Genomic DNA, 25,464 nt, shown 5'->3' on the forward strand with positions numbered 1-25,464 from the left:
GTTTATGTGGATAGTTGTTTTCCGTTAGAGAGGAGGATCTGCGGAATTGAAAATATTTAAAAATGTAGCCATTTATGTTTTTATTCTTTTGCTTGCGGTTTTACTGTTAAAAGTCGTCAATCCTCCCGCCGAAACCAGTGCCAAACTGGATTATAGCGGGTTTAAAAAAGCGGTAAGCGAGAATAAGGTAAGCAATGTTTCCATAGTAGTCACCGACCTGACGTATAAATACACCGTGACGATGACGGATGGGACAAAAAATGAGGTATCCGGTCCGAAAAATGACCAGAAGCTCATTGATGATCTGGCAGTCCTGAATGTTCCTTCAACCTATGAAGAGCCGCAGGGAGCACCCTGGTGGTTTTCCGCTCTGCCTACTTTACTCATGCTGGTGTTTATCTTTGGCTTGGTTTTCTATATGATGCAGCAAACTCAGGGCGGTGGCAGCAAGGTTATGCAGTTTGGCAAAAGCCGGGCCAGGTTAGTGACCGAAGACAAAAAAACAACATTCAAAGATGTCGCCGGAGCGGATGAAGTAAAAGAAGAATTGGAAGAAATCGTTGATTTCTTAAAATCTCCCCGTAAGTTTAATGAAATAGGGGCGAAGATTCCGAAAGGAGTTCTCCTATTCGGCCCTCCGGGAACAGGAAAAACCCTTCTGGCTAAAGCGGTATCCGGTGAGGCCGGGGTTCCTTTCTTTAGCATCAGTGGTTCCGATTTCGTGGAAATGTTTGTCGGGGTAGGGGCTTCCCGTGTCCGAGACTTGTTTGAGCAGGCCAAAAAGAGTGCTCCATGTATTGTCTTTATTGATGAAATTGACGCGGTTGGCAGACAACGTGGAGCGGGACTCGGCGGTGGACATGACGAGCGCGAGCAAACCTTGAATCAGCTTCTGGTTGAAATGGACGGGTTTAACGGGAATGAAGGAATTATTATCGTTGCGGCGACGAACAGACCGGATATCCTGGACCCGGCCCTTTTAAGACCCGGGCGTTTTGACAGGCAGATTGTTGTCAGTGTGCCAGACGTCAAAGGCAGAGAAGAAATTCTGGCAGTCCATGCCAAAGGGAAGCCTTTGGCCGGTGATGTTGATCTGAGTGTATTGGCCCGCAGGACACCAGGGTTCACCGGGGCGGACCTGGCCAATCTGTTTAATGAAGCGGCGCTGTTGACAGCGAGGCGGAACGAAAAAGCTGTCTCCATGAAGGCTTTGGAAGATTCTATTGAACGGGTGATTGCCGGTCCTGAGAAAAAAAGCCGGGTGATCAGTGAGTATGAAAAAAAACTGGTTTCTTATCACGAAGCGGGCCATGCCCTGCTCGGGGAATATTTGCCCCATACTGATCCTTTGCACAAGGTGTCGATCATTCCACGGGGCCGGGCCGGCGGATACACTTTGCTTTTGCCGAAAGAAGACCGCAATTATATGACAAAGTCCCAGCTTTTGGACCAGGTGACAATGTTGCTCGGAGGCCGGGTTGCTGAAGCTTTGGTGCTTCATGAAATCAGTACAGGAGCATCAAATGACCTGGAAAGAGCAACCGGGACGGTAAGAAAAATGATTACCGAGTTAGGGATGTCGGATGAACTGGGTCCTGTAACATTTGGTCATAAAGAGGAACAGGTGTTTTTGGGAAGGGATATCGCAAGGGACCGCAACTATAGTGAGGCCGTAGCCCAGGCTATTGATAACGAAGTCCGCAGAATGATTGATGAGTGTTATCAAAAGGCTCAGGATATTATCAATGAGAAGATGGATATTCTCCATGCAATTGCCCAGGCGCTCATGGAAAATGAAACATTGGAAGCACCTGAGTTTCAGAAAATCGTTTCACGCTTTGATTCAAGCAATCTGAAGGAAAGAAGAATGGAAAAGATTGAGGAACACAGTCCTGAAGAAGGTACCGGTGCTTCCGGAAACGGCAATGAGGAGAATAAAGTGGTTGAAGGTAAAATAAGCGGTTTTCCGGAAGTGGAAATATAAATCATAAACTATACAAAAGGAAGGTTATGGCATGTCGGAAAGGACTTTTCTATTATTGAAACCTGATGCGATACAAAGAGGTTTGATCGGAGAAATTATTTCCCGGTTTGAAAAAAAAGGACTGAAATTAGCAGGGCTTAAGCTGCTGAGTGTCAGCAGAGAATTGGCTGAAGAACATTACGCGGAGCACAAAGGAAAAGGTTTTTTTGAACCGACTGTAAGCTATATTATGTCTGCTCCTGTTGTTGCCATGGTTTGGGAAGGCCCGGAAGCGGTTGCATTGTGCCGAACGATGATGGGGGCGACCAATCCGAAGAATGCTGATCCCGGTTCAATCAGGGGCAGCTATGCGGTAGATATCAGCCGCAATATCATCCATGGATCGGATTCTGTTGAAAGTGCCGTTCGAGAGATTGCTTTATATTTTAAATCTGAAGAAATTTTGGACTATGCAAAAGCTGGGGAAGAATGGCTGAGTGAGTGAAAGCAGAGACACCCGAAAGGGTGTCTTTTTTAATAAACAGGAGTGGTTGAAATGCGGTTAAAGAACAATACCGGGTTGAAAATTATTTCCATCGTAGCATTGCTCACGGGGCTTTTTTTATCTTTAGTGATCAAAGTTTATTATCAGCAGCAGGATAAGAACACTGCGCAAGAAGCCGCAATCCCAAGCTTAATGCAGCTTGAGATTGAAAACGAACAGTTGGCCAAAGAAAATCAAAAACTGACCGAACAATTACACAAGATTGAGTCCGGTCAAAACACCCGGCAGTGGGATGACGCCATGATGAATGCCGGGCTTGTAGCGCTTAAAGGGCCGGGGATAAAGATTACTTTGGATGACGCCAAAAACCAGTCTGATCCTCAGGGATTCAATGTTATTCATGAAGAATACCTGCGAGAACTGATTAACATCCTTTGGAACGGCGGAGCGGAGGCGATCGCGGTGAATGACCAGCGCGTGACCTCTCATACGGAGATCTTCTGCAGCGGTTCATATATTCAGATCAACGGCACCAGGCAAATGCCGCCTTATATCATTACAGCCATAGGAAACCAGAGCAATTTGCAGTCCGCCCTCAATTTCTATGGCTGGGACAAATTGGGTGAGTATCAGCAGCAGTATGGGATTACGAGAAAATTAGATGTGCCCCCCGTAGAAGCGGTAACCGTCCCTGCCGGAATACTCTATAGATATCAGTTTGCTCAAGCGGCAAAGGAGTCTTGATGATGTGGAATAAAAGAATTTTGCCTGCAATTACAATTGCGGCTTTACTGATCGGATTTTTGATTTCCTTGCAATTCCAGACGCATAAAAAAGCGACAAGGGCGGAACAATTGCAGAACGACAGAATGGCCCAGGCGAGAACAGTTGTTGATCAGCTAAAGGAAAGAAACCAAGATCTCCAGTCAGAATATAAAACATTAACAGCTGAGATAGAAAAGCTCAGCACAAAGGAACAAAATAGCGGGGCTGCGGTCACCCAGCTGGACCAGTATAAGAAAATGGATGGGACTGAAGCGGTCAAAGGACCGGGAATTAAAATGACCATTCTGGATAGTGGTCCGGATGTTAAAGTTCTTGCGCCCATCCTTCCGGAAGATCTAAAAAAGATTGTAAATACCCTGCGTCTTGCCGGAGCAGAAGCGATAGCGATTAATGGACAAAGGATAGTCGGGACAACGTCGATTGTTTCAAGCGGCCCTTCCAATATCGTGATCAACCAGGTGCCGATCAGCAAAATCCGGGGATCTTCTTATGAAGTCTTAGCAATCGGAGATCCCGGTAATCTTACCGATTATTTGGACAAAATGATTGCGCAGGCCTTAAAAGAAGACGGGATAAAAGTTGATATCATAAAAAACCAGAGCATTACAATTCCTTCCTATAAAAGGGGATATGAGTTTAAGCTTTCGCAAAGGCTTGATGGATAAAGCGGGATAAGCATGAAGAGGGAATTTCTTACAGGAAGAATAAAGCATCTTGTTATATAATATAAAAAGCTTGGCTTGAACAGATTTTGTTCATCGCATACTTGAAAAGGAGCTGACCTTGATGAAAACTGACATTGAGATAGCCCAGGGAGCGAAAATGAAACCAATCAATGAGATAGCTTCTGTGATTGGGCTGAATGAAGATGACTTGGAATATTACGGAAAAACCAAGGCGAAAATCAGTCTGGATGTATGGAAGAGAGTAAAGGATAATCCTGATGGAAAGCTGATTCTTGTAACGGCCATTAACCCAACACCGGCAGGGGAAGGAAAGACGACGACAACTGTTGGGTTGGGACAAGCCATGGCCCAAATAGGCAAGAAAGCGATGATTGCCTTAAGAGAGCCTTCTTTGGGTCCCTGTTTTGGAATCAAAGGGGGGGCGGCAGGCGGGGGGTATTCCCAGGCTGTTCCGATGGAAGATATTAATCTGCATTTTACAGGGGATTTTCATGCCATTACCTCCGCCCATAATCTCCTTGCTGCGATGCTGGACAATTCTATTCAGCAGGGTAATCTCCTGAATATTGATCCCCGTCAGGTTGTCTTCCGCAGAGTCATGGACATGAACGACCGTTCTTTACGGAACATCGTACTGGGACTCGGTGGCAGGATGGACGGTATTCCCCGCCAGGGCGGTTTTGACATTACGGTTGCTTCGGAAATTATGGCCATTCTCTGCCTGTCAGAAGACCTGATGGATTTGAAGGAAAGGTTTGCTAAAATTGTTGTAGCCTATACGTATGACGGCAATCCTGTAACAGCCGGGCAGCTGGGAGCTGAAGGCGCAATGGCGATGTTGATGAAGGATGCCATAAAACCCAACCTGGTCCAAACTCTGGAAAACACGCCGGTGTTTATTCACGGGGGACCGTTTGCCAATATTGCTCATGGCTGTAACAGTGTTGTGGCAACAAAATTAGGTCTTAAGCTGACAGACTACCTCATTACGGAAGCCGGTTTCGGTGCCGATCTGGGGGCTGAAAAATTCTTTGACCTGAAGTGCCGGTTTGCAGGCCTCACGCCTGCCCTGACCGTGATTGTCGCTACAGTCAGAGCCTTAAAAATGAATGGCGGAGTAACCAAAGATAATCTGGGCGCGGAAAATCTGGACGCGCTAGCCAAAGGGATCGTTAATCTGGAAAAGCACATTGAAAATGTGGGTAAGTTCGGAGTGCCTGTCGTAGTCGCCATTAACCGCTTCCCTACCGATACAGAGGCTGAATTGCAGTTTATCAGGGAGCGTTGTGCCAAACAGGGAGTTGAGGTTGCCTTATCCGAAGTATTCACCAAAGGCGGCGAAGGCGGAATTGAACTTGCTGAGACCGTTCTCCGGACGATGGAGAAGACAGAGTCTAAATTTAAAGTGCTCTATGACGATCAAGATTCTATTCCATTAAAAATAGAAAAAATATGCCAAGAAGTTTACGGAGCAGATGGAGTATCGTTTACTAAGGAAGCTGAAACTGCCATAAAGAAATATATAGATTTAGGCTATGGCTCTTTGCCGGTTTGTATGGCTAAAACCCAGTATTCTCTGACAGACGACCCGACTAAGCTGGGGAGACCCGCAGGCTTTACAATAACGGTCAGGGAGGTCAGGCTGGCCGCCGGAGCAGGATTTTTAGTGGCCATCACAGGAGCGATGATGACGATGCCGGGATTACCGAAGAGACCGGCCGCTATGAATATGGATATTGATGCCGAAGGAAAAATTACAGGGCTGTTTTAATGGCATAGGAAAAGCAGGCAGAACCAAAACAAGCAAAACTCAACTAAGCCGGAGATTTTTCTCCGGCTTTTTGGACAGACTCCCGCTAAGGAGGGAACGCATGAAGAGCGAAGATCATGTAAAAAGCCCGGAACCGGTTAAAGGGACGATCATCAATTGCCGCGGGCAGCATCTTCTGTTAGGAAATAAAACGTTAATCATGGGAATCCTTAATCTGACTCCGGATTCCTTTTCCGATGGAGGCCGTTTTTCTAAACTGGAGCCGGCCCTGGCCCAAGCCCAAAAGCTGATTGAAGAAGGAGCTGATATTTTAGATATCGGCGGAGAATCAACCAGACCCGGCCATACGGAGATCAGTGCGCTGGAAGAGTGGCAGAGGCTGGAACCGGTTATCAGGCATCTGAGTGTGCATAGCCCTGTTCCCCTTTCGGTGGATACCCAGAAGGCGGAAGTGGCAATGAAAGCGCTTGAGGCCGGGGCTCATATCATCAATGATATCTGGGGGCTGCAGAAGGATCCCGGAATGGCAGAGGTTGCGGCTTATTTTGCTGCACCGGTGATTATCATGCATAATAAGGAAGAGGCGGCTTACAAAGACCTGTGGAGTGAGATGCAGGATTTTTTTCACAAAAGCATCGAGATTGCGCTAAAGAACGGGATACAGGAAGAGCAAATTATTCTTGATCCGGGGATTGGCTTCGGCAAAACGCCCGCGCATAATCTTGAAATATTAAGTCGGCTGGATGAATTGAAAAACCTGGGCAGGCCGGTTTTATTAGGGGCATCCCGTAAATCGATAATCGGAAAGACTTTGGGCTTGCCGGTAGAAGAAAGATTGGAACCGACGATTGCGATCAGTGTTCTCGGGGCAGCAGCCGGAATAGATATTCTTCGGGTACATGATGTCAGAGAAAATAAAAAAGCGGTAATGATGGCAGATGAAATTATACGAAGAAAAGGAGATGCGGTCATGAAGGAGAATAATGTCATCCATCTCCGGGGAATGGAGTTCTACGGATACCATGGAGTGATGCCTGAAGAAAAGATCACAGGCCAAAGGTTCATTGTCGATATGGATATCTATCCTGATGTGCCGCTGATCAGCGGCTCAGACAACATCGAATTTACAGTTGATTATGCAGAAGTATATGGGGTAATCAAAAGGTGTGTTGAGGAAGAAAAATATAATCTTTTGGAAACATTGGCTGAGCAGATTGTTAAGGAAGTCATGAAGCGTTTTTCCTGTACAAAAATAAGAGTAGAGGTCCATAAGCCGAATGCCCCTATACCGGGTATGATCAGAGATATTTCTGTAGAGCTTAAGCGGGAAAGAAAGCAATGAGAGCTTTTTTGGGATTGGGGAGCAATTTGGGAGATCGAAGAAGCTATCTGAAAAAAGCAGTGAGAATGCTTAAAGAACGGTCCGGGATCACAATGATTCAGGAATCCGGAGTTTATGAAAGCGAACCATGGGGTGAACTGGGACAGAATAAATTTCTCAACCAGGTGATTGAGATCGAAACAAGCAGCCGCCCGGAGGAACTTTTAAGTCAATGCCAGAAAATAGAAGCGGCTTTAGGCAGGGAAAGATCTGTGCATTGGGGACCCAGAACCATCGATATTGATCTATTGCTTTTGGAAAATGTCCGTATTGATTCGGCGCATCTGAAAATTCCCCATCCTTATTTGGAACAGAGAAATTTTGTTCTAATTCCTTTAAAAGAGATCGCTCCGAATCTGGTCTTGCCATCAGGCAAAGTGCCCTCAGATTATCAAGAGGATGAAAAAATTTGGAGATACAGAGGATAAGACAATACTTTGGGTATAAATTGTTATTGTATTCTATAGAATATCTATTATAATAGACTCAGGTTATCGTCTTTGGGCATTGTTTAGGTAATATCCGCAAGGAATTGTACTGAACATGCTGAATGAAGAAGAATGAAGTACACACCAATTTTCATGTTTCGCTTTAAGCCGCTTGGATTACCAATAGACTGAGACGGTGAGGGCGGGAGCTTTAGAGCGTGATTAAAGCAAACACCTTCACTCGCAGTGAGGTGTTTTTATGTTTAAGGACAAGACAAAATTTGGAATCATTGGAGCCGGTGTAGTGGGGACTGCTCTGGCCGTGCTGCTATCCCGCCAGGGATGGCAGTGTGTGGGAGTGAAGACACGCAGCAGGAAATCCTTTGAACGTTTTTACGGTTATCTGCCGGGACCGAGGATGGAACTGGATGCTATGGTTACGGAGGCAGATGTCATCTTGATCACGACTCAGGATGCTGAGATCGAAAAGGTTGCTGAGCAGCTTTCTGTACTGGGAGGTCATAAGATAGGGCAAATCTGGGTACACTGCTCAGGATCTATAGGATCGCGCGTCATGCGTAAAAAACCATGGCTGACCATTCAGTATCTTTCGATCCATCCCCTTCAGGCTTTTGCTCATGTGGATAATGCTTTAGCTATTCTTAAAGGGACTCATTTCGGGGTCGAGGGAAACAACCGGGAGACAGAAGAAAAGGGGCGGGAAATTGTACGCTTGCTTGGAGGAATACCCCATATCATAGATCCCGACCAAAAAACCCTCTACCATGCGGGAGCAGTTGTCGCTTCCAATTACATGGTTTCTTTGGCCGAGTTGGCCGTAAGGCTTTTTGCTCAGGCCGGAATCAAAGAAGATGCCTTGAAAACTCTGATGCCGCTGATGAAAGGCGCATTGCACAATATTGAAAATACCGGATTGCCTGGCGCCCTGACCGGACCGGTTGCCCGGGGCGATTGGCAGGTCGTACAAAAACATTTGGATAAAATACCTGTTGAAATGAGACCTGTATATAAAAATTTGGGGGTTCTCGCTTTGGAAATAGGAACAAGAAAAAAGGAGCTCAGAGGTGAGCGCTACGATGAAGACGCGTACAAAAAAATGACAAATCTGCTTGGCCTGAAACAGGAGCAATTGTTCAGTTTCAAATTGGAGGGAACAAAATGATATTGACAGAATACATCTCTGTTTTACAGGAAAAGATTATGCAGGCCAGACAGGAAGAAAAAACGATCGTGCTTATTCCAACGATGGGCTTTTTGCATGAGGGGCATTTGTCTATGGTCAATACAGTAAGACAGGATGATGAGGACTGTGAAAAAATATGTATTGTGATGAGTATTTTTGTTAATCCGCTTCAGTTCGGACCTCGCGAAGACTTTGAACAATACCCGCGTAACCTGGCTAGAGATGTCCAATTGGCTCAACAGGCAGGGGTTGATTTATTATTTGTCCCTTCTGTCCAGGAAATGTATCCGGAGGAGAAAACCCTGACAACAGTCAATGTGGAGGGAGTGACTGAAGGATTGTGCGGGGATTCACGTCCGGGACATTTCTCCGGAGTAGCTACAGTTGTGGCCAAACTCTTTAATATTGTCCTTCCTGATGCAGCTTTCTTTGGGCAGAAGGATTATCAACAGTATATTGTGATCAAAAAAATGGTCAAGGACCTAAATATGCCGCTTAAGGTTTATGCGGTTCCTACAGTGAGGGAGGCTGATGGGCTGGCGATGAGTTCCCGCAACGCATATTTAACCCCGGCAGAGAGGAAACAGGCTCCTGTTTTATATCAAGCCCTGCAAGAGGCCCAAGCCTTAATTACTGAAGGGGAGCGTAATCCTGAGACAGTCCGTCAGAATATGATGAATAAAATCACTGCGGAAACCACAGGGGAAATTGATTATGTGGAAATCAGAAGTGCCGAAAATTTATCCCCTGTAAAAACCATCAGGAGAAAAATTGTTATCGCTTTAGCAGTAAGATTAGGAAATACCCGTTTAATTGATAATATTATTGTCGAGGTGTAAAAGAAATGTACAGAACGATGATGAAATCGAAGATACACAGAGCTACAGTGACCGAGGCAAATCTAAATTATATAGGCAGCATAACCATTGACAGTTTCTTAATGGAGAAAGCGGATATCCTCCCGAATGAAAAAGTCCAGATCGTGAATAATGCTAATGGTGCTCGTTTTGAAACATATGTCATACCCGGAGACGCGCATTCCGGCGTGATTTGTTTAAACGGAGCCGCAGCCAGGTTAGTCCAGGTCGGAGACGAAATCATTATGATTACTTACGGGGTGTTTGACGATAAAGAATGTCAAAATTACTCCCCTAAAGTAGTCTTTGTGGATAAACGCAATGCCCCTGTAAAGCTTACCTCTGAAGAGCCGCACAGTACCTGCTCTTGACATGCTTATACTCCACGCATAGAATTTAGAAGAAGATGTTCCTTTTTGGAAGGGAGACGCAGAAATGGCTTCATTGACTGAAGAAAACAAAAACCGGATCATAGAAGAAATCAGGGAACTCAAAAAAAGCCGGAATGCTGTCATATTAGCGCACTATTACCAGGAAGGGGAGATTCAGGATCTGGCCGACTTTGTCGGTGATTCCCTTCAGCTTGCCCAGCAGGCCGCAAAGACAGAAGCGGATGTTATTGTTTTCTGCGGAGTGCATTTTATGGCTGAAAGTGCGGCAATACTCTCACCTGAGAAAATTGTTTTGCTTCCTGACGAGAAGGCGGGGTGTCCCATGGCCGATATGATTGACGCCCAGATGCTCCGGGAGGAAAAGGAAAGAATACCGGGAGTTAAGGTTGTCTGTTATGTGAATTCCTCAGCGGAAGTAAAAGCGGAAAGTGATGTCTGTTGCACATCTTCAAACGCGGAAAAAATTATTAAAGCGGTACCGGAGGAAGAGATTCTTTTCGTTCCTGATGGTAACCTGGGAAAATATATCGCTGCACAAACGGGAAAAAGGCTTCATTTTTGGCCCGGATTTTGTCCTACCCATCATAACCTCCGAAGAGAAGATATTCTTCAAAAACGCGCAGAGTATCCGCAGGCAGAAGTGCTGGTGCATCCCGAATGCAGGGAAGAAGTGTGGCGTGAAGCAGATTATGTGGGATCTACCGCGGGAATAATCAGGTATGCCCGGGAGTCGGATAGTAAGGAGTTTATTATCGGGACAGAATGCGGGATTCTTCATCAGCTGCAGAAAGGCTGTCCGGACAAGGTGTTTTACCTGGCATCAAGGGTATTGCTTTGTCCCAATATGAAGAAGATTACTCTTCAGAAAGTCAGAGATTCATTATATGGGTTGTCACCTCGAATCACTGTTTCGGAAGAAATCGCGAATAAGGCTATTCATGCACTGGAGCAAATGCTGTCCCTATCAAAATAATGACTGTAGGATGAAGATTAAATGAAACATAACGCTTATTTGATTCCTTGGGACAAGAAGAGTCTAAAAGTAAATCAAACTGAAATTCTGATCTTGGGAAGCGGCATTGCCGGCCTATATGCCAGTCTGAAATTGAAGGGCGAGTATCAGGTAACGATCATTACAAAAAGCAGGATTACGGAAAGCAATACGGAACATGCTCAGGGCGGAATTGCAGTTGCCTTAAATGTAGATGATTCCCCCGGCGTACATATTGAGGATACCTTAAAAGCGGGGGCGGGATTATGCAATATTGAAGCAGTCAAGATCATGGCTGAAAAAGGACCGGAATGTGTTCGGGACCTGATTAATCTGGGAACGGAGTTTGACCGGGTAAATAACGAGCTTGATTTTACCAGAGAAGCAGCCCACAGCAAAAATAGGGTTCTTCATGCTCTGGGGGATGCAACCGGCGGTGAAATTGAAAGGGCTTTAGTTGAAGTCGTGCAAAAAAGTTCCGGAATCCGGGTTGAAGAGAATACATTTGTCATTGATCTGCTAAGGGAAGCAGATCAAAGCATAGCCGGAGCCTTGGTCTATAATGAAGACAATAAGAAGATGGAAGCCTGGCTGGCAAAAGCAGTTGTTCTGGCCACAGGAGGGATTGGTCAGTTATATAAATATACGACCAATCCCGAGGTTGCGACAGGGGATGGCTTAGCGGCTGCTTACCGGGCCGGAGCGGAGCTTATGGATATGGAATTCGTGCAATTTCATCCGACAGCTTTATTATTGCCCGGAGCCCCCAGTTTCCTTATTTCCGAAGCGGCCAGAGGAGAAGGGGCGAAACTGGTCAATCATCAGGGAGAACGGTTCATGGAGAATATTTCCGGCAAGGAGCTGGCCCCTAGAGATGTGGTAGCCAGGGCGATTTGGAGCCAAATGAAAACCGGACAGGTTTACCTCGATTTTACATTTGCCAGTATTCAGAGACTGGAAGAAAGGTTTCCGAAAATATCCAAAACTTGTTTGCAGTATGGTATAGATATTACAAAAACCCCGGTGCCGATTGGCCCTGCTGCCCACTACATGATGGGGGGAATAAAGGTGAATAACGGCGGGGAAACAAATTTGCCCAATCTCTATGCTTGCGGCGAATGTGCTTGCAGTGGGCTGCATGGAGCGAATCGCCTGGCAAGTAACTCCCTTTTAGACGGGCTTGTTTTCAGCGCAGTTATAGCGGGAACCATTAAAAAGAAAAAATTAACAATGCCGACTTGGGCTGAAATCATTAATTTTCCGGCATCTCAGGAGGGCATTCAGGATACAATAAAAGAAACAAAAGGACCTCCCCAATTAAAGTCGGAAATACGTGAAATCATGTGGGAAAAAGTAGGCATTATTCGTCATGAAGAAGGACTGAGAGAAGCGGCCCAAACCCTGGAGCACTATTCTCATCATTTTTTCCCCGAATTAAGAGTTGAAGAGATGGAATTAGCCAATATGCTTGAACTTAGCCTTCTGATTGCCGAAGCCGCACTCCACCGCCACGAAAGCAGAGGAGGCCATTTTCGCAGTGATTACCCCTTAGCACGGGAAGACTGGCGGAAGCATTGTGTGCAAAAGAAAGGAGACCGTAACATCAGTTATGAATCTATATGAGGAGATCATTGACAGAGCGCTGAAGGAAGATATTGGCACCGGGGATTTGAGTTCGCAGATTATTCCTGAAGACTATTTGGGAATGGCGAGAATATATGCCAAAGAGCATGGTGTGGTGTGCGGCTTGCAGATTGCGGAGGCTGTCTTTAAACGGGTTGATCCGGATATCACGATTGAGTTTAAGATCAAAGACGGAGATCTGTTCAAAGCCGGTGATCTTATTATGTCGATCCAGGGACCTTTAGGGTCGATTCTCCAGGCCGAGAGGACAGCACTTAATTTTTTACAGCATCTTTCAGGGATTTCTTCTTATACCAGATTATTGGTGGATAAAGTTTCTGATCTGGGGGTCAAAGTTGTTGATACCAGAAAGACAATCCCAGGAATGAGAGTGCTGCAAAAGTATGCGATTAGGGTTGGCGGCGGGCAGAATCACAGATTGGGACTTTACGACGCCGTCATGCTCAAAGATAATCATCATGCCGCTGTTGGTGGTCTGGAGGAAGCCATCTCCAGGGTCAAGGCAAAAATAGGACATATGGTGAAAATCGAAGTTGAATGTGAAACACTGGAACAAGTAGAACAATCCGTTAACTCCGGGGTAGATGTGATTATGCTTGATAATATGAATATTGAAGAGATGAAGACAGCGGTGCGGAGTATTGCAGGAAGAGCTATTACAGAAGCTTCAGGCGGGATAACTGAAGAAAATATCCGTGAAATTGCCGAAACGGGAGTAGATGTCGTATCTGTGGGCAAATTGACCAATTATGTCAAAGCCCTTGATTTTTCTTTGGTAGTGGATGAGTCCAAACCTTCAATGAAGAAGTATGCTCAACAGGGTGAAAAAGTATGATCCTGGTCTATGATGTTGGAAATACAAATATTGTTTTTGGAGTTTATCAGGGCCGTCAATTGCTTCAGCATTGGAGGATATCCACCGATAAATCACGGACAGCAGATGAATATGCGGTTGTGATGAAAACTCTTTTTTCTTTTTTGGATTTGCGTTTTGAAGAGATAAAAGGGGCGATCATTTCTTCGGTCGTTCCCCCTGTTACACCAACCCTGGAAAAAATGATTCAAAAATATTTTAAGGTGAAGCCGATGATTGTCGGTCCGGGAATTAAGACAGGAATATCCATTGTCATGGACAATCCGCGTGAAGTGGGAGCCGACCGTATAGTAAACGCTTTAGCTGCCTATGTTAAATATGGGGGACCTTTAATTATCGTGGATTTTGGGACAGCTACGACATTTTGTGCGATTACGGCTAAAGGAGAATATTTAGGGGGTGCGATTGCCCCGGGGATTGGGATTTCGACAGAGGCTTTGTTTCAAAGGGCTTCGAAATTACCGCGGATCGAGTTAATTAAAACAAAAAATATTATCGGCAAGAATACCATTCAAGGGATGCAGGCAGGAATCTATTATGGGTACTGCGGGCAAGTGGACAGAATCGTCTCAAATATGAAAAAGGAATTGGGCGGCAGCCCTCAGGTTATTGCTACCGGAGGCTTAGCAGAGCTTATTGCTGAAGATTCGGAGATGATAGAAAGGATTGATCCTTTCCTTACGCTGGAAGGGTTGTTGGAAATTTATGAACGAAATGCCAGGTAAGGTTCTAAGTTTCCGGCAGCAGGTTAACGAGCATTGTCCATGCTCGTAATTTATTGATATAGGTGAAAACATTGAAACTGGGAAGCTACGGTATGGATAAACCGGTATTTATGGCACCTCTGGCAGGTGTTACGGATAAAGCCTTCAGGCAAATTGTCAGGCAGCTTGGCGGCAAGTACATGTATACGGAAATGATCAGTGATAAGGCTTTAATCTTTCATAATCCCAAGACCATTAAAATGCTGGATCTAAAGGAAGAAGAAGAGCCTAGAATCGTTCAGCTTTTCGGTTCGGAGCCTAGAATAATGGGTGAGGCGGCCAAAATTGCACAAAATTGCGGAGCGACAGTCATAGATATTAATATGGGCTGTCCTACACCAAAGATCGTTAAAAATGGGGAAGGGGCGGCTTTACTGAAGAATATTCAATCAGCTGTGGAGATCGCATCAAATGTGGTCAAAGCCGTGGACGTTCCTGTCTCGGTAAAAATGCGGCTGGGCTGGGACCGCGGCAATATTGTGGCTGTAGAGCTGGGCCGAAGGCTGGAAGAGGCAGGGGTCGTTATGTTGACCCTGCATGCCAGGACAAGGGAGCAATATTATGCTGGAGAGGCGGATTGGGAATGGATTGCCAAACTCAAAGAAAAAGTTAAAATTCCGGTTATTGGAAATGGAGATATCTGCTCACCTCAGGATGCAGCAAAGATGATCAGCAATACGGGCTGTGATGGAGTGATGATTGGCAGGGGAGTGATGGGCAATCCCTGGATAATTGAACGGACAGCCATCTTTTTGAAAGACCATTTTTCGAAACAGGAACCGGGGAATCAAGAACGGTTGGAAGTGTTGAGAAGACACTTTGCACTGCTTTTAAAATATAAGGGAGAGCGAATCGGAGTAAACGAAATGCGTAAGCATGCGGTCTGGTATACCAAAGGAATACGTCATTCAGCCCGTTTCCGGGATCAAATCATGAAAAGTGAAACCAGCCGGGACATGGTTCAGGTTATGGAGAGGATTTTTTCTGAACAGGAATAAATTCAAAACTGCTTGACAAGATCAGGGGGGTTTCTTATAATTACCAATAAACTGTGAGAAGAAGGCTCAGCAGTGTATATTTTTTTTGTATCAGCGTATAATTAGTCCGAAGAAACGCTTTTCATTGATGAGAGAATTTGAATTCTTTTTGGACAGATGAGGAAGAGAAATAGGAGGGGTAGATTCAATGCCCGAAAAAGAGGTCATACTTACACTTGATGGTCTGAAAAAGTTAGAAGATGAATTAGAAAATTTAAAGACACATAGACGGAAAGAAGTCGCTGAAAGAATTAAACAGGCAATTGAGTTTGGTGATATCTCCGAAAACTCGGAATATGATGATGCGAAAAATGAACAGGCCTTTATAGAAGGCAGAATCATAACTCTTGAAAAGATTTTGCGTAATGCCAGAGTAATTGATGATAATGAGGAAAGAGATTTTGTCTCGCTCGGCTCGACTGTATTGCTTAAAGACATCGAATTCGGAGAAACCGAAGAATATACTATTGTTGGTTCGGCAGAGGCAGACCCGGCAGGAAATAAGATTTCCAACGAATCTCCCGTTGGTAAGGCCGTTTTGGGACAGGCAAAAGGGAGCGTTGTAGAAGTAAACGTACCTGCCGGAATATTGCGTTACGAAATTATGGATATCAGATAAAAAATCAGTACAGCTTTAATCCTGATTAACCGGCCCGTAACGCCATATTGGTGTTACGGGCTGGTGTTTACAGAAAAAAATATCTGGTATATTATTTATAAGAAGAAAAAAGAGTCGATATTACTGGGGGAAACAAAAAATGGATCAAATGATGGAGCAGATCAATGAGTTGATTCGTATCAGACTGGATAAGGTTTCGGAACTCAAAGCCAAGGGAATTGAACCCTATGCCGACCGTTATGAACGAACTCATATCTCGGAAGAAATTATCAACGGCTTCGATCAGCTTGAAGAAAAAGAAGTATCGGTTGCCGGAAGAATCATGTCCAAGCGTGATATGGGCAAAACCTGTTTTGCTCATATTCAGGATATCGGTGGCCGTATTCAAATATATTCAAGGGTGGATGCATTTGGGGAAGAAAAGTTCGAAACCTTTAAAAGTTTAGACATCGGGGATATTATCGGAGTCAAGGGCATTGTTTTCAGAACGAAAAAGGGTGAAATTTCCATCAGGGCTGAGGAGTACAGGATTCTATCCAAATCGCTGCGTAATCTGCCGGAGAAGTTTCATGGTCTGACGAATGTAGAAACACGTTATCGACAACGCTATTTAGATCTGATCATGAATAGTGATGTCAAGCAGACCTTTATTGTTAGGAGCCAGATCATCAGGGCAATGAGAGAGTATTTGGAAGACAAGGGTTTCTTGGAAGTAGAGACTCCCACTTTGATGACCATACCCGGGGGTGCGACAGCCAGGCCGTTTATTACCCATCATAATGCCTTGGACATGCAGCTTTATATGAGAATTGCGCTTGAGCTGCCGTTAAAGAGGCTGATTGTTGGCGGATTTGAAAAAGTGTATGAAATTGGCCGGATTTTTCGCAATGAAGGCATCTCGGTCAAGCATAATCCGGAGTTCACAATGATGGAGCTATACCAGGCATATGCCGATTATGAAGATATCATGAACCTGACAGAGGATATGATTATTTATATCACCCGGAAGGTGCATAATACATTGGAATTATCCTATCAAGGTGAGACAATTAATTTTGCCAAACCATGGAAAAGAGTAAAGATGCTTGATTTAATCAAGGAATATACCGGGATTGATTTTGAAGAAATTCAAACTGATGAAGAGGCCCGTGCTGTTGCCGATTCGAGAGGCCTGATCATCGGGAAAGATGAAACAAAAGGCAAAATCATTAATGCTTTTTTTGAAGAATATGTGGAATCTAAGTTAATTCAGCCGACTTTCGTCATTGGTCATCCGGTGGATATTTCTCCACTTGCCAAACGAAATGCCAGGAATCCGGAATATACAGACAGATTTGAGTTATTTATCTACGGCAGAGAGACAGCAAACGCATTTTCAGAGCTTAATGATCCGATCGATCAAAGAGGCCGGTTTGAAAAGCAAATGGTTGAACGGGAAAAGGGAGACGAAGAAGCCCATATGCTGGACGAAGATTTCCTCCAGTCTTTAGAATATGGATTGCCTCCTACAGGAGGCCTGGGTATCGGGATTGATCGTTTAGTTATGCTGCTGACAGATTCAGCCTCCATCAGAGATGTCATCTTATTCCCGACAATGAAACCGCGTGAAGAATAAAATTTCTTAAAAAATACATAATTTTTAAGAAAGTGAGTATGCTTTAGATATTCGGAGCAAAATGCAATATAATCTCATATATTTTTTGCAAAGACGGAATAAGTCATCATATTTATGCTTGAAACATGTTCAAAGTCATGGTATATTAACTGCTGTGCCCAAAAAGCAGAAAAGCAAGAGAGCGCAAGGTCATTGAAAACTGAACAGCAAGGAAAAAGACAAATAAGAACTCGTCAAAAAAAAGAGAAACAAAAGCTAAGCGAAAAAGTAGAGCGAATTGGATTCTCATAAAAAGAATGAAGAACACAGGGAGCAATCCGGTGTTTAAATAGGAACGGAAGTTCCGATTTTTATGGAGAGTTTGATCCTGGCTCAGGACGAACGCTGGCGGCGTGCCTAACACATGCAAGTCGAACGGAGAATATTGAGGAAGCTTGCGAATTGATATTCTTAGTGGCGAACGGGTGAGTAACGCGTGGGTAACCTGTCCTCATGACCGGAATAACAGTTGGAAACGACTGCTAATGCCGGATAAGCTTTTGGTAAGGCATCTTACCGGAAGGAAAGCTGGCCTCTGAATATGCTAGTGCAAGAGGGTGGACCCGCGTCTGATTAGCTGGTTGGTAGAGTAAAAGCCTACCAAGGCGACGATCAGTAGCCGGCCTGAGAGGGTAAACGGCCACACTGGGACTGAGACACGGCCCAGACTCCTACGGGAGGCAGCAGTGGGGAATCTTCCGCAATGGACGAAAGTCTGACGGAGCAACGCCGCGTGTATGAAGAAGGCTTTCGGGTTGTAAAGTACTGTTGTCAGGGACGAACCGTATATGTGTAAATAATGCATATACCTGACGGTACCTGACGAGGAAGCCCCGGCTAACTACGTGCCAGCAGCCGCGGTAATACGTAGGGGGCGAGCGTTGTCCGGAATTATTGGGCGTAAAGGGCGCGTAGGCGGCTGTATAAGTCTGATGTGAAAGTGCGGAGCTTAACTCCGTAAAGCATTGGAAACTGTACGGCTTGAGGACAGGAGAGGAAAGTGGAATTCCACGTGTAGCGGTGAAATGCGTAGATATGTGGAGGAACACCAGTGGCGAAGGCGACTTTCTGGACTGTAACTGACGCTGAGGCGCGAAAGCGTGGGGAGCGAACAGGATTAGATACCCTGGTAGTCCACGCCGTAAACGATGAGTGCTAGGTGTAGAGGGTATCGACCCCTTCTGTGCCGCAGTTAACACAATAAGCACTCCGCCTGGGGAGTACGGCCGCAAGGTTGAAACTCAAAGGAATTGACGGGGGCCCGCACAAGCGGTGGAGCATGTGGTTTAATTCGACGCAACGCGAAGAACCTTACCAAGGCTTGACATCTACAGAATCCCGAAGAGATTCGGGAGTGCCTTTCGGGGAACTGTAAGACAGGTGGTGCATGGTTGTCGTCAGCTCGTGTCGTGAGATGTTGGGTTAAGTCCCGCAACGAGCGCAACCCCTATATTTAGTTACTAACAGGTAAAGCTGAGGACTCTAGATAGACTGCCGGTGACAAACCGGAGGAAGGTGGGGATGACGTCAAATCATCATGCCCCTTATGTCTTGGGCTACACACGTGCTACAATGGGCGGTACAGACGGAAGCGAAGCCGAGAGGTGGAGCAAATCCGAGAAAGCCGTTCGTAGTTCGGATTGATCTCTGCAACTCGAGATCATGAAGTCGGAATCGCTAGTAATCGCAGGTCAGCACACTGCGGTGAATACGTTCCCGGGCCTTGTACACACCGCCCGTCACACCACGAAAGTTTGCAACACCCGAAGCCGGTGAGGTAACCTAAGGGAGCCAGCCGTCGAAGGTGGGGCAGATGATTGGGGTGAAGTCGTAACAAGGTAGCCGTATCGGAAGGTGCGGCTGGATCACCTCCTTTCTAGGGAGAACCGGACTTTAAGTAGTCCACTTCCAGGTCGGTGCATAGGGGATGGGCGTAAGAGCCTTAACCCTAGAGCAAGACGAGTTTAAGTTTGTCCATTCCGCTGTTTAGTTTTGAGTGACCACGTAAAACTGGGGGTATAGCTCAGCTGGGAGAGCGCTTGAATGGCATTCAAGAGGTCGCCGGTTCGATCCCGACTACCTCCACCATTTAGTACGCTCATTTTAGTGGGAACTTAAAATCCAAAGAGACCGGAAAGAACCGGAAACAGAGGAAAAAGTAAAGATTGCCAAGCAGAAGCAGAAATGATAAGCTGGTAATCCTGCTCCAAACAAGTTCTTTGAAAACTGCACAGAGAAAAAAAGCGTAGGAAGAAGAATCTAACTGACTAATCCGTAAAAAGATTAGGAATAGGTCAAGATAGAAAGGGCATACGGTGGATGCCTAGGCGCTAAGAGTCGAAGAAGGGCGCGGTCAGCAGCGAAATGCCACGGAGAGCCGTAAGCAGGCGACGACCCGTGGGTACCCGAATGGGGCAACCCAACCGGAGTCATATCCGGTTATCACATAATGAATCCATAGTTATGTGAAGACAAGCCGGGGAACTGAAACATCTAAGTACCCGGAGGAAAAGAAAGAAAAATCGATTCCCTGAGTAGCGGCGAGCGAAAGGGGAAGAGCCCAAACCAGACTCTTCGGAGTGTGGGGTTGTAGGACTGCCAATAAAGAAGATAAACTTAGGCGAAGCGAACTGGAAAGTTCGGGCAAAGAAGGTAAAACCCCTGTAGGCGAAAAGTTTAGAATCGGAGGCAGGATCCTGAGTACCGCGGGGCACGAGGAATCCCGTGGGAAGCAGGGGGGACCACCCCCCAAGGCTAAATACTCCTTAGCGACCGATAGCGAACAAGTACCGTGAGGGAAAGGTGAAAAGCACCCCGGGAGGGGAGTGAAATAGAACCTGAAACCGTATGCTTACAAGCAGTCAAAGCACAAGCAATTGTGTGATGGCGTGCCTTTTGTAGAATGAACCGGCGAGTTGTGATATGCAGCGAGGTTAAGTATTAAAGATATGGAGCCGAAGCGAAAGCGAGTCTGAATAGGGCGTCGAGTTGCATGTTGCAGACCCGAAACCGTGTGATCTACCCATGGCCAGAGTGAAGGTGGGGTAAAACCCACTGGAGGCTCGAACCCACTGTCGTTGAAAAGGCAGGGGATGAGTTGTGGGTAGGGGTGAAATGCCAATCGAACACGGAAATAGCTGGTACTCCTCGAAATAGCTTTAGGGCTAGCCTCAATGAATGGTATCTGGGGGTAGAGCACTGAATAGGCTAGGGGCCTTATCGGTTACCGAACCTTATCAAACTGCGAATACCAGATATAAGAAATTGGGAGTCAGACTGTGGGGGCTAAGCTTCATAGTCAAAAGGGAAACAGCCCAGACCGACGGCTAAGGTCCCTAAGAGACGCTAAGTGGGAAAGGATGTGGAACCGCCCGGACAACCAGGATGTTGGCTCAGAAGCAGCCACCATTTAAAGAGTGCGTAATAGCTCACTGGTCGAGTGGTTCTGCGCCGAAAATGTAACGGGGCTCAAGCGTCACACCGAAGCCACGGCAAGGGATCGATTCATTAAGACTTCAGAAGAGAGAACGACATTAGAAATTTTGCCACAGAATAGAGAAAGAATAAGACAGAAGCAAAATTTCCAAATGGACTCAGGGAAAAAGCAAAGAGAGCTGAGGGTTTAATGAATCGATTCCTTGGGTAGAGGAGCATTGTCACAGCGTAGAAGTTGAACTGTAAAGTTTGGTGGAGCAGTGACAAGAGAGAATGCCGGTATGAGTATGCGAAAAGGAAGGTGAGAATCCTTCCCGCCGAAAATCCAAGGTTTCCTGGGGAAGGCTCGTCCGCCCAGGGTAAGTCGGGACCTAAGCTGAGGCCGAAAGGCGTAGGTGATGGACAATTGGTTGAAATTCCAATACCACCTTTGATTGTTTGAGCGATGGGGTGACACAGGAGGACAAAGCGAGCGTGTGACTGGTAGAGCACGTCCAAGCTGCAAGAGGGTGCTGCAGGCAAATCCGCAGTGCGAAACCTTGAGCAGTGATGGGGAGCGAAAAAAAGTAGCGAAGCGCAGAGTTCAAACTGTCAAGAAAAGCCTCTAGTGAGAGAGAAGGTGCCCGTACCGTAAACCGACACAGGTAGATGAGGAGAGAATCCTAAGGCGCGCGAGATAACCCTTGTTAAGGAACTCGGCAAAATGACCCCGTAACTTTGGGAGAAGGGGTGCTCTAGAAATAGAGCCGCAGAGAATCAGTCCAGGCGACTGTTTAACAAAAACACAGGTCCCTGCAAATCCGTAAGGAGAAGTATAGGGGCTGACGCCTGCCCGGTGCTGGAAGGTTAAGAGGAGATGTTAGCCGTAAGGCGAAGCATTGAATTGAAGCCCCAGTAAACGGCGGCCGTAACTATAACGGTCCTAAGGTAGCGAAATTCCTTGTCGGGTAAGTTCCGACCCGCACGAAAGGCGTAACGATCTGGACACTGTCTCAACAAGGGACTCGGCGAAATTGTAATACCCGTGAAGATGCGGGTTACCTGCGACAGGACAGAAAGACCCCATGGAGCTTTACTGTAGCTTGACATTGGATTTTGGTATAAAATGTACAGGATAGGTGGGAGGCAGAGAGCCGAGTACGCCAGTATTCGGGGAGCCGCCGGTGGGATACCACTCTTTTTGTACTGAAATTCTAACAAGTGTCCCTAAGCGGGACATTGGACATTGTCAGGCGGGCGGTTTGACTGGGGCGGTCGCCTCCTAAAGAGTAACGGAGGCGCCCAAAGGTTCCCTCAGCGCGGGTGGAAATCGCGCGAAGAGTGTAAAGGCAAAAGGGAGCTTAACAGAGAGACAAACAAGTCGAGCTGGTACGAAAGTAGGGCTTAGTGATCCGGTGGTACCGAGTGGAAGGGCCATCGCTCAACGGATAAAAGCTACCCTGGGGATAACAGGCTTATCTCCCCCAAGAGTTCACATCGACGGGGAGGTTTGGCACCTCGATGTCGGCTCATCACATCCTGGGGCTGTAGTAGGTCCCAAGGGTTGGGCTGTTCGCCCATTAAAGTGGTACGTGAGCTGGGTTCAGAACGTCGTGAGACAGTTCGGTCCCTATCCGTCGCAGGCGCAGGAAATTTGAGAGGATCTGTCCCTAGTACGAGAGGACCGGGATGGACGGATCACTGGTGTACCAGTTGTACCGCCAGGTGCATAGCTGGGTAGCTAAATCCGGATCGGATAAACGCTGAAAGCATCTAAGCGTGAAACCGGCCTTAAGATGAGATTTCCCATAGCGAAAGCTAGTAAGACCCCTGAAAGAAGATCAGGTAGATAGGCCGGAAGTGGAAGCACGGTGACGTGTGGAGCGGACCGGTACTAATCGGTCGAGGTCTTGACCTAAAGGAAGATAAAGAAACCTATGTAAAAAGCTCTGTGCAGTTTTGAAGGAACACAGCCAGGGATGGCAAAGGAATTTGAACATCCCGGATAAAGGCAAAGGCCTTCAAGTGATCTGGTGACAATACCGGAGGGGTACCACCCGTTCCCATCCCGAACACGGAAGTTAAGACCTCCAGGGGCGACGATACTTTACGGGAAAATAGCAGGTTGCCAGGTAAGATAAGAAGCATTCGTTTTGCGCGAATGCTTCTTTTTTCTATAGGTGGGTGTAAGCGCTTAGAAAGGTAAAAATAACCACTGTGCTAACTTGTTTTCCGCAGGGAAATAAACAGTGAGAAAACAAAAACCAGTCCACTGACAGCGAGGGTTTGCAAGTCGTTAAATAAACGTAAAAAGTTTGGAATAAGTTTGCCAAGAGGTGAGAAATAGGCAAGAATGAGGCTCATATTAATAAAAAGGGCGGGGATACAAACAGAAAAAATAATTATCCAGTCAACATGAATTTTTCCCGGAGTTTTTAATTTATTGATGATGAATGGACTGGCAAGCAGCAAGCCCAGAAAAATCGGATAAAATGTTGCAGCGATGATTGAGGGAGTGGAACTAAAGGATTGAACAGAAATTAGTCGGAGGTAAAGGGTGAATTTTGAGCCAATAATCAGGAAAAAGATAATAATCAAGCTATATAAAAGATATCTGACAAATCGCTTCAAAAGAAATTACCCTCCCTTAATATTACTTCAAATTAATTGATAGGCATTTTATCATAAATATATTTAAAGCAAGAAATAAAATGCTATAGAGAAGGTTAAAATTTAATGAAAATTACTGATGAAATAGAAAGCTGTCGGTGTTATTCTTATAAATAAGGGAATAATATGAAAAGGAATTGAAGATTCAAAACTATAGATAAAGGGGATTTACAATGGCAATTGATGTGATCGAAGAGTTTATAGAACTTGTCTCGATTAACAGTCCGTCCAGAAAAGAAGGACAGTTAGCGGCATATCTGAAGAAAAAGCTTGAAGAATTTGGAGCAAAGGTCATTGAAGATGATTCGGCTCAGAAGACCGGCAGTGATACAGGGAATATTATCGGAATTATAGAAGGAAATGTTCCTAATGCTCCTTGCATAATGCTCAGCGCCCATATGGATACAGTCGAGGAAACAGAAGGTATGGTGCCGGTTATCCGAGATGGCATAATTTATAGCGATGGCGAACATATTCTGGGGGCTGATGATAAAGCGGGAATTGCGATTATTCTGGCTGTATTATCGGAAATTAATGAAAAGAAGATTCCTCATGGCCAGATTGAGGTAGTATTCACAGTCCAGGAAGAAGTAGATTTAGTGGGAGCAAAAAACCTTACATATAAGCTTCAGTCAAATTTTGGCTATGTCCTTGATGCAGACGGACAGGTTGGTAAGGTCGTCATTAGAACCCCTACCCACATCACCCTGGATCTTGTTGTAACAGGAAAAGCCGCACATGCGGGAGTAGCTCCAGAGCAGGGAATAAATGCTCTGGTTGTTGCGGCCAAAGCGATCGCGGAAATACCTTCAGGCAGACTGGATAAAGAAACAACAAGCAATTTTGGGGTCATAAAAGGTGGCAAGGCAACAAATATTGTACCGGATAAGGTTGAGATCAAAGCTGAGGTAAGAAGCCGTAATGAGGACAGGCTGGAAGCGGAAGTAAAAAGAATGATCGATGTTTTTTCAAGGATAGCAAAAGAAAATGGCGCTGATTTTGAATATACACAGAAGTTATCTTATAAAGCATTTCAGATTAATGAAAATGATCCGATTTGTACTGTCTTAAAAAAGGCCGGAGAAAAAATAAAGATGGATATTTTGTTTGAACCTACGGGAGGAGGGCTTGACGCAAATGTCTTCAATGAAAAAGGTATCCCATGTGTTGCCTTAGGTTTAGGAAACGATAAACCCCATACGAAGGAGGAATTGGTTTCTATTAAAGGAATGAAAGATTGTGTAGAATTGTTGAAAACTGTTTTGGAAATTAGTCAAGAATGATTAACTTTAAATAAAAACGCGGAAAAACGGAGAAAATAGAGAAGAAATAAATTAAGAAATAATGATAAAAAACCAATTGACCATGCTTCTTTAACCGGGGATATTCACATAAGCTGTATCAGGTGACAGTTTATGTGGAAACGCTTAAAACGTGAATTATTATTTGAATATTATTGGTATAGACGACATTTTAAGGTGCTAAGGCAATTGGAGAGCCCTCTGGGGTTTTTTGGTGCGGTCTTCGTCATTTCGTCTATTTTTCTCCTCGTGATTATTGGTCAGGCATTTGCCGCGATTTTCAGAAATATGATTCCCGTAGTGAAAGGATCAGATATTGCCGGTGTATATTGGACCTCTATTATTCTGGCGATAAAATTTACTATAGTCTTACTTATATTTATCGTGTCCTTAATCATTGTTTTGTTTATTAAGTTTTCCCGAAAAAGGTAGACAAAAAAACTTTATTTAAGGAAGCTGCGATTTCCTTATTTTAGAAGATGAAACAGAAATGATGAATTTAGCATTATAATGCTTAAATTCT

18 protein-coding genes, 1 tRNA gene, 3 rRNA genes and 1 pseudogene are annotated in these 25,464 nt (G+C 45.4%); all 23 read left to right on the top strand.

Features of this window, described 5'->3' with window-relative positions:
* Window positions 1-46 precede the first annotated feature (46 nt).
* The 23 genes and pseudogenes from ftsH (at window position 47) to SGLY_RS01180 (ending at window position 24,923) form a co-directional block, all read left to right on the top strand.
* Window positions 47-1,984, top strand: coding sequence for an ATP-dependent zinc metalloprotease FtsH (ftsH, locus tag SGLY_RS01065; RefSeq protein WP_013623453.1), 1,938 nt, complete (start codon window positions 47-49; stop codon window positions 1,982-1,984).
* A 31-nt stretch (window positions 1,985-2,015) separates the two neighbouring features.
* Window positions 2,016-2,468, top strand: coding sequence for a nucleoside-diphosphate kinase (ndk, locus tag SGLY_RS01070; RefSeq protein ID WP_013623454.1), 453 nt, complete (start codon window positions 2,016-2,018; stop codon window positions 2,466-2,468).
* Between the two features lie 51 nt (window positions 2,469-2,519).
* Window positions 2,520-3,212: a DUF881 domain-containing protein gene (locus SGLY_RS01075; RefSeq protein ID WP_013623455.1), complete on the top strand. Its 693-nt coding sequence runs from the start codon at window positions 2,520-2,522 to the stop codon at window positions 3,210-3,212.
* Between the two features lie 2 nt (window positions 3,213-3,214).
* Entirely contained in the window at window positions 3,215-3,919 is a 705-nt protein-coding gene (locus tag SGLY_RS01080; RefSeq protein WP_041444531.1) for a DUF881 domain-containing protein, read from the top strand.
* Between the two features lie 121 nt (window positions 3,920-4,040).
* Entirely contained in the window at window positions 4,041-5,711 is a 1,671-nt protein-coding gene (locus tag SGLY_RS01085; RefSeq protein WP_013623457.1) for a formate--tetrahydrofolate ligase, read from the top strand.
* A 130-nt stretch (window positions 5,712-5,841) separates the two neighbouring features.
* A pseudogene (gene folP / locus SGLY_RS18285) lies at window positions 5,842-6,669 on the top strand (dihydropteroate synthase); the annotation flags it as partial.
* Window positions 6,670-6,681: 12 nt separating this feature from the next.
* Window positions 6,682-7,053, top strand: coding sequence for a dihydroneopterin aldolase (gene folB, locus SGLY_RS18290; protein WP_169312036.1), 372 nt, complete (start codon window positions 6,682-6,684; stop codon window positions 7,051-7,053).
* Window positions 7,050-7,520: a 2-amino-4-hydroxy-6-hydroxymethyldihydropteridine diphosphokinase gene (folK, locus tag SGLY_RS01095; protein ID WP_013623459.1), complete on the top strand. Its 471-nt coding sequence runs from the start codon at window positions 7,050-7,052 to the stop codon at window positions 7,518-7,520. Before folB ends, folK begins: the two co-directional genes overlap by 4 nt.
* A gap of 259 nt (window positions 7,521-7,779) precedes the next feature.
* A complete protein-coding gene (locus SGLY_RS01100; protein ID WP_013623460.1) occupies window positions 7,780-8,703 on the top strand; it encodes a Rossmann-like and DUF2520 domain-containing protein in 924 nt (307 codons plus the stop codon).
* Window positions 8,700-9,563 carry a pantoate--beta-alanine ligase gene (gene panC, locus SGLY_RS01105; protein ID WP_013623461.1) on the top strand — a complete coding sequence of 288 codons (864 nt, stop codon included), beginning with the start codon at window positions 8,700-8,702 and terminating at the stop codon, window positions 9,561-9,563. The genes SGLY_RS01100 and panC overlap by 4 nt, the downstream gene beginning before the upstream one ends.
* Window positions 9,564-9,568: 5 nt before the next feature.
* Entirely contained in the window at window positions 9,569-9,952 is a 384-nt protein-coding gene (panD, locus tag SGLY_RS01110; RefSeq protein WP_013623462.1) for an aspartate 1-decarboxylase, read from the top strand.
* Between the two features lie 64 nt (window positions 9,953-10,016).
* Window positions 10,017-10,946: a quinolinate synthase NadA gene (nadA, locus tag SGLY_RS01115; RefSeq protein ID WP_013623463.1), complete on the top strand. Its 930-nt coding sequence runs from the start codon at window positions 10,017-10,019 to the stop codon at window positions 10,944-10,946.
* A 21-nt stretch (window positions 10,947-10,967) separates the two neighbouring features.
* On the top strand, window positions 10,968-12,587 hold the full coding sequence (gene nadB / locus SGLY_RS01120) for an L-aspartate oxidase (protein WP_013623464.1): 1,620 nt from the start codon (window positions 10,968-10,970) through the stop codon (window positions 12,585-12,587).
* A complete protein-coding gene (gene nadC, locus SGLY_RS01125; protein WP_013623465.1) occupies window positions 12,574-13,443 on the top strand; it encodes a carboxylating nicotinate-nucleotide diphosphorylase in 870 nt (289 codons plus the stop codon). The genes nadB and nadC overlap by 14 nt, the downstream gene beginning before the upstream one ends.
* Entirely contained in the window at window positions 13,440-14,207 is a 768-nt protein-coding gene (locus tag SGLY_RS01130) for a type III pantothenate kinase (protein ID WP_013623466.1), read from the top strand. Before nadC ends, SGLY_RS01130 begins: the two co-directional genes overlap by 4 nt.
* A 71-nt stretch (window positions 14,208-14,278) precedes the next feature.
* Entirely contained in the window at window positions 14,279-15,244 is a 966-nt protein-coding gene (gene dusB / locus SGLY_RS01135) for a tRNA dihydrouridine synthase DusB (RefSeq protein WP_013623467.1), read from the top strand.
* A 187-nt stretch (window positions 15,245-15,431) separates the two neighbouring features.
* Window positions 15,432-15,902 carry a transcription elongation factor GreA gene (gene greA, locus SGLY_RS01140; RefSeq protein ID WP_013623468.1) on the top strand — a complete coding sequence of 157 codons (471 nt, stop codon included), beginning with the start codon at window positions 15,432-15,434 and terminating at the stop codon, window positions 15,900-15,902.
* A gap of 151 nt (window positions 15,903-16,053) precedes the next feature.
* Window positions 16,054-17,517 (top strand): lysine--tRNA ligase, encoded by a 1,464-nt coding sequence (gene lysS, locus SGLY_RS01145; protein ID WP_041444905.1) that lies wholly within the window; start codon window positions 16,054-16,056, stop codon window positions 17,515-17,517.
* A gap of 349 nt (window positions 17,518-17,866) precedes the next feature.
* Window positions 17,867-19,432, top strand: a 16S ribosomal RNA gene (locus SGLY_RS01155).
* A gap of 136 nt (window positions 19,433-19,568) precedes the next feature.
* Window positions 19,569-19,644, top strand: a tRNA-Ala gene (locus SGLY_RS01160).
* Window positions 19,645-19,848: 204 nt separating this feature from the next.
* Window positions 19,849-22,888 (top strand): 23S ribosomal RNA (locus SGLY_RS01165).
* Between the two features lie 111 nt (window positions 22,889-22,999).
* Window positions 23,000-23,104, top strand: a 5S ribosomal RNA gene (gene rrf, locus SGLY_RS01170).
* The 16S, 23S and 5S rRNA genes sit together here with 1 tRNA gene alongside, the layout of an rRNA operon.
* A gap of 709 nt (window positions 23,105-23,813) precedes the next feature.
* Window positions 23,814-24,923, top strand: a complete 1,110-nt coding sequence (locus SGLY_RS01180) for a M20/M25/M40 family metallo-hydrolase (RefSeq protein ID WP_013623471.1) — start codon at window positions 23,814-23,816, stop codon at window positions 24,921-24,923.
* Window positions 24,924-25,464: the final 541 nt, after the last annotated feature.

Source organism: Syntrophobotulus glycolicus DSM 8271, assembly GCF_000190635.1.
GTDB lineage: Bacteria > Bacillota > Desulfitobacteriia > Desulfitobacteriales > Syntrophobotulaceae > Syntrophobotulus > Syntrophobotulus glycolicus.

What these genes read in the sequence shown, in the direction of transcription:
- ndk (WP_013623454.1), top strand. Translation starts at nt 2,016, where the DNA reads ATGTCGGAAAGGACTTTTCTATTATTGAAACCTGATGCGATACAAAGA.
- SGLY_RS01075 (WP_013623455.1), top strand. Translation starts at nt 2,520, where the DNA reads ATGCGGTTAAAGAACAATACCGGGTTGAAAATTATTTCCATCGTAGCA.
- SGLY_RS01080 (WP_041444531.1), top strand. Translation starts at nt 3,215, where the DNA reads ATGTGGAATAAAAGAATTTTGCCTGCAATTACAATTGCGGCTTTACTG.
- SGLY_RS01085 (WP_013623457.1), top strand. Translation starts at nt 4,041, where the DNA reads ATGAAAACTGACATTGAGATAGCCCAGGGAGCGAAAATGAAACCAATC.
- folB (WP_169312036.1), top strand. Translation starts at nt 6,682, where the DNA reads ATGAAGGAGAATAATGTCATCCATCTCCGGGGAATGGAGTTCTACGGA.
- folK (WP_013623459.1), top strand. Translation starts at nt 7,050, where the DNA reads ATGAGAGCTTTTTTGGGATTGGGGAGCAATTTGGGAGATCGAAGAAGC.
- SGLY_RS01100 (WP_013623460.1), top strand. Translation starts at nt 7,780, where the DNA reads ATGTTTAAGGACAAGACAAAATTTGGAATCATTGGAGCCGGTGTAGTG.
- panC (WP_013623461.1), top strand. Translation starts at nt 8,700, where the DNA reads ATGATATTGACAGAATACATCTCTGTTTTACAGGAAAAGATTATGCAG.
- panD (WP_013623462.1), top strand. Translation starts at nt 9,569, where the DNA reads ATGTACAGAACGATGATGAAATCGAAGATACACAGAGCTACAGTGACC.
- nadA (WP_013623463.1), top strand. Translation starts at nt 10,017, where the DNA reads ATGGCTTCATTGACTGAAGAAAACAAAAACCGGATCATAGAAGAAATC.
- nadB (WP_013623464.1), top strand. Translation starts at nt 10,968, where the DNA reads ATGAAACATAACGCTTATTTGATTCCTTGGGACAAGAAGAGTCTAAAA.
- nadC (WP_013623465.1), top strand. Translation starts at nt 12,574, where the DNA reads ATGAATCTATATGAGGAGATCATTGACAGAGCGCTGAAGGAAGATATT.
- SGLY_RS01130 (WP_013623466.1), top strand. Translation starts at nt 13,440, where the DNA reads ATGATCCTGGTCTATGATGTTGGAAATACAAATATTGTTTTTGGAGTT.
- greA (WP_013623468.1), top strand. Translation starts at nt 15,432, where the DNA reads ATGCCCGAAAAAGAGGTCATACTTACACTTGATGGTCTGAAAAAGTTA.
- lysS (WP_041444905.1), top strand. Translation starts at nt 16,054, where the DNA reads ATGGAGCAGATCAATGAGTTGATTCGTATCAGACTGGATAAGGTTTCG.
- SGLY_RS01180 (WP_013623471.1), top strand. Translation starts at nt 23,814, where the DNA reads ATGGCAATTGATGTGATCGAAGAGTTTATAGAACTTGTCTCGATTAAC.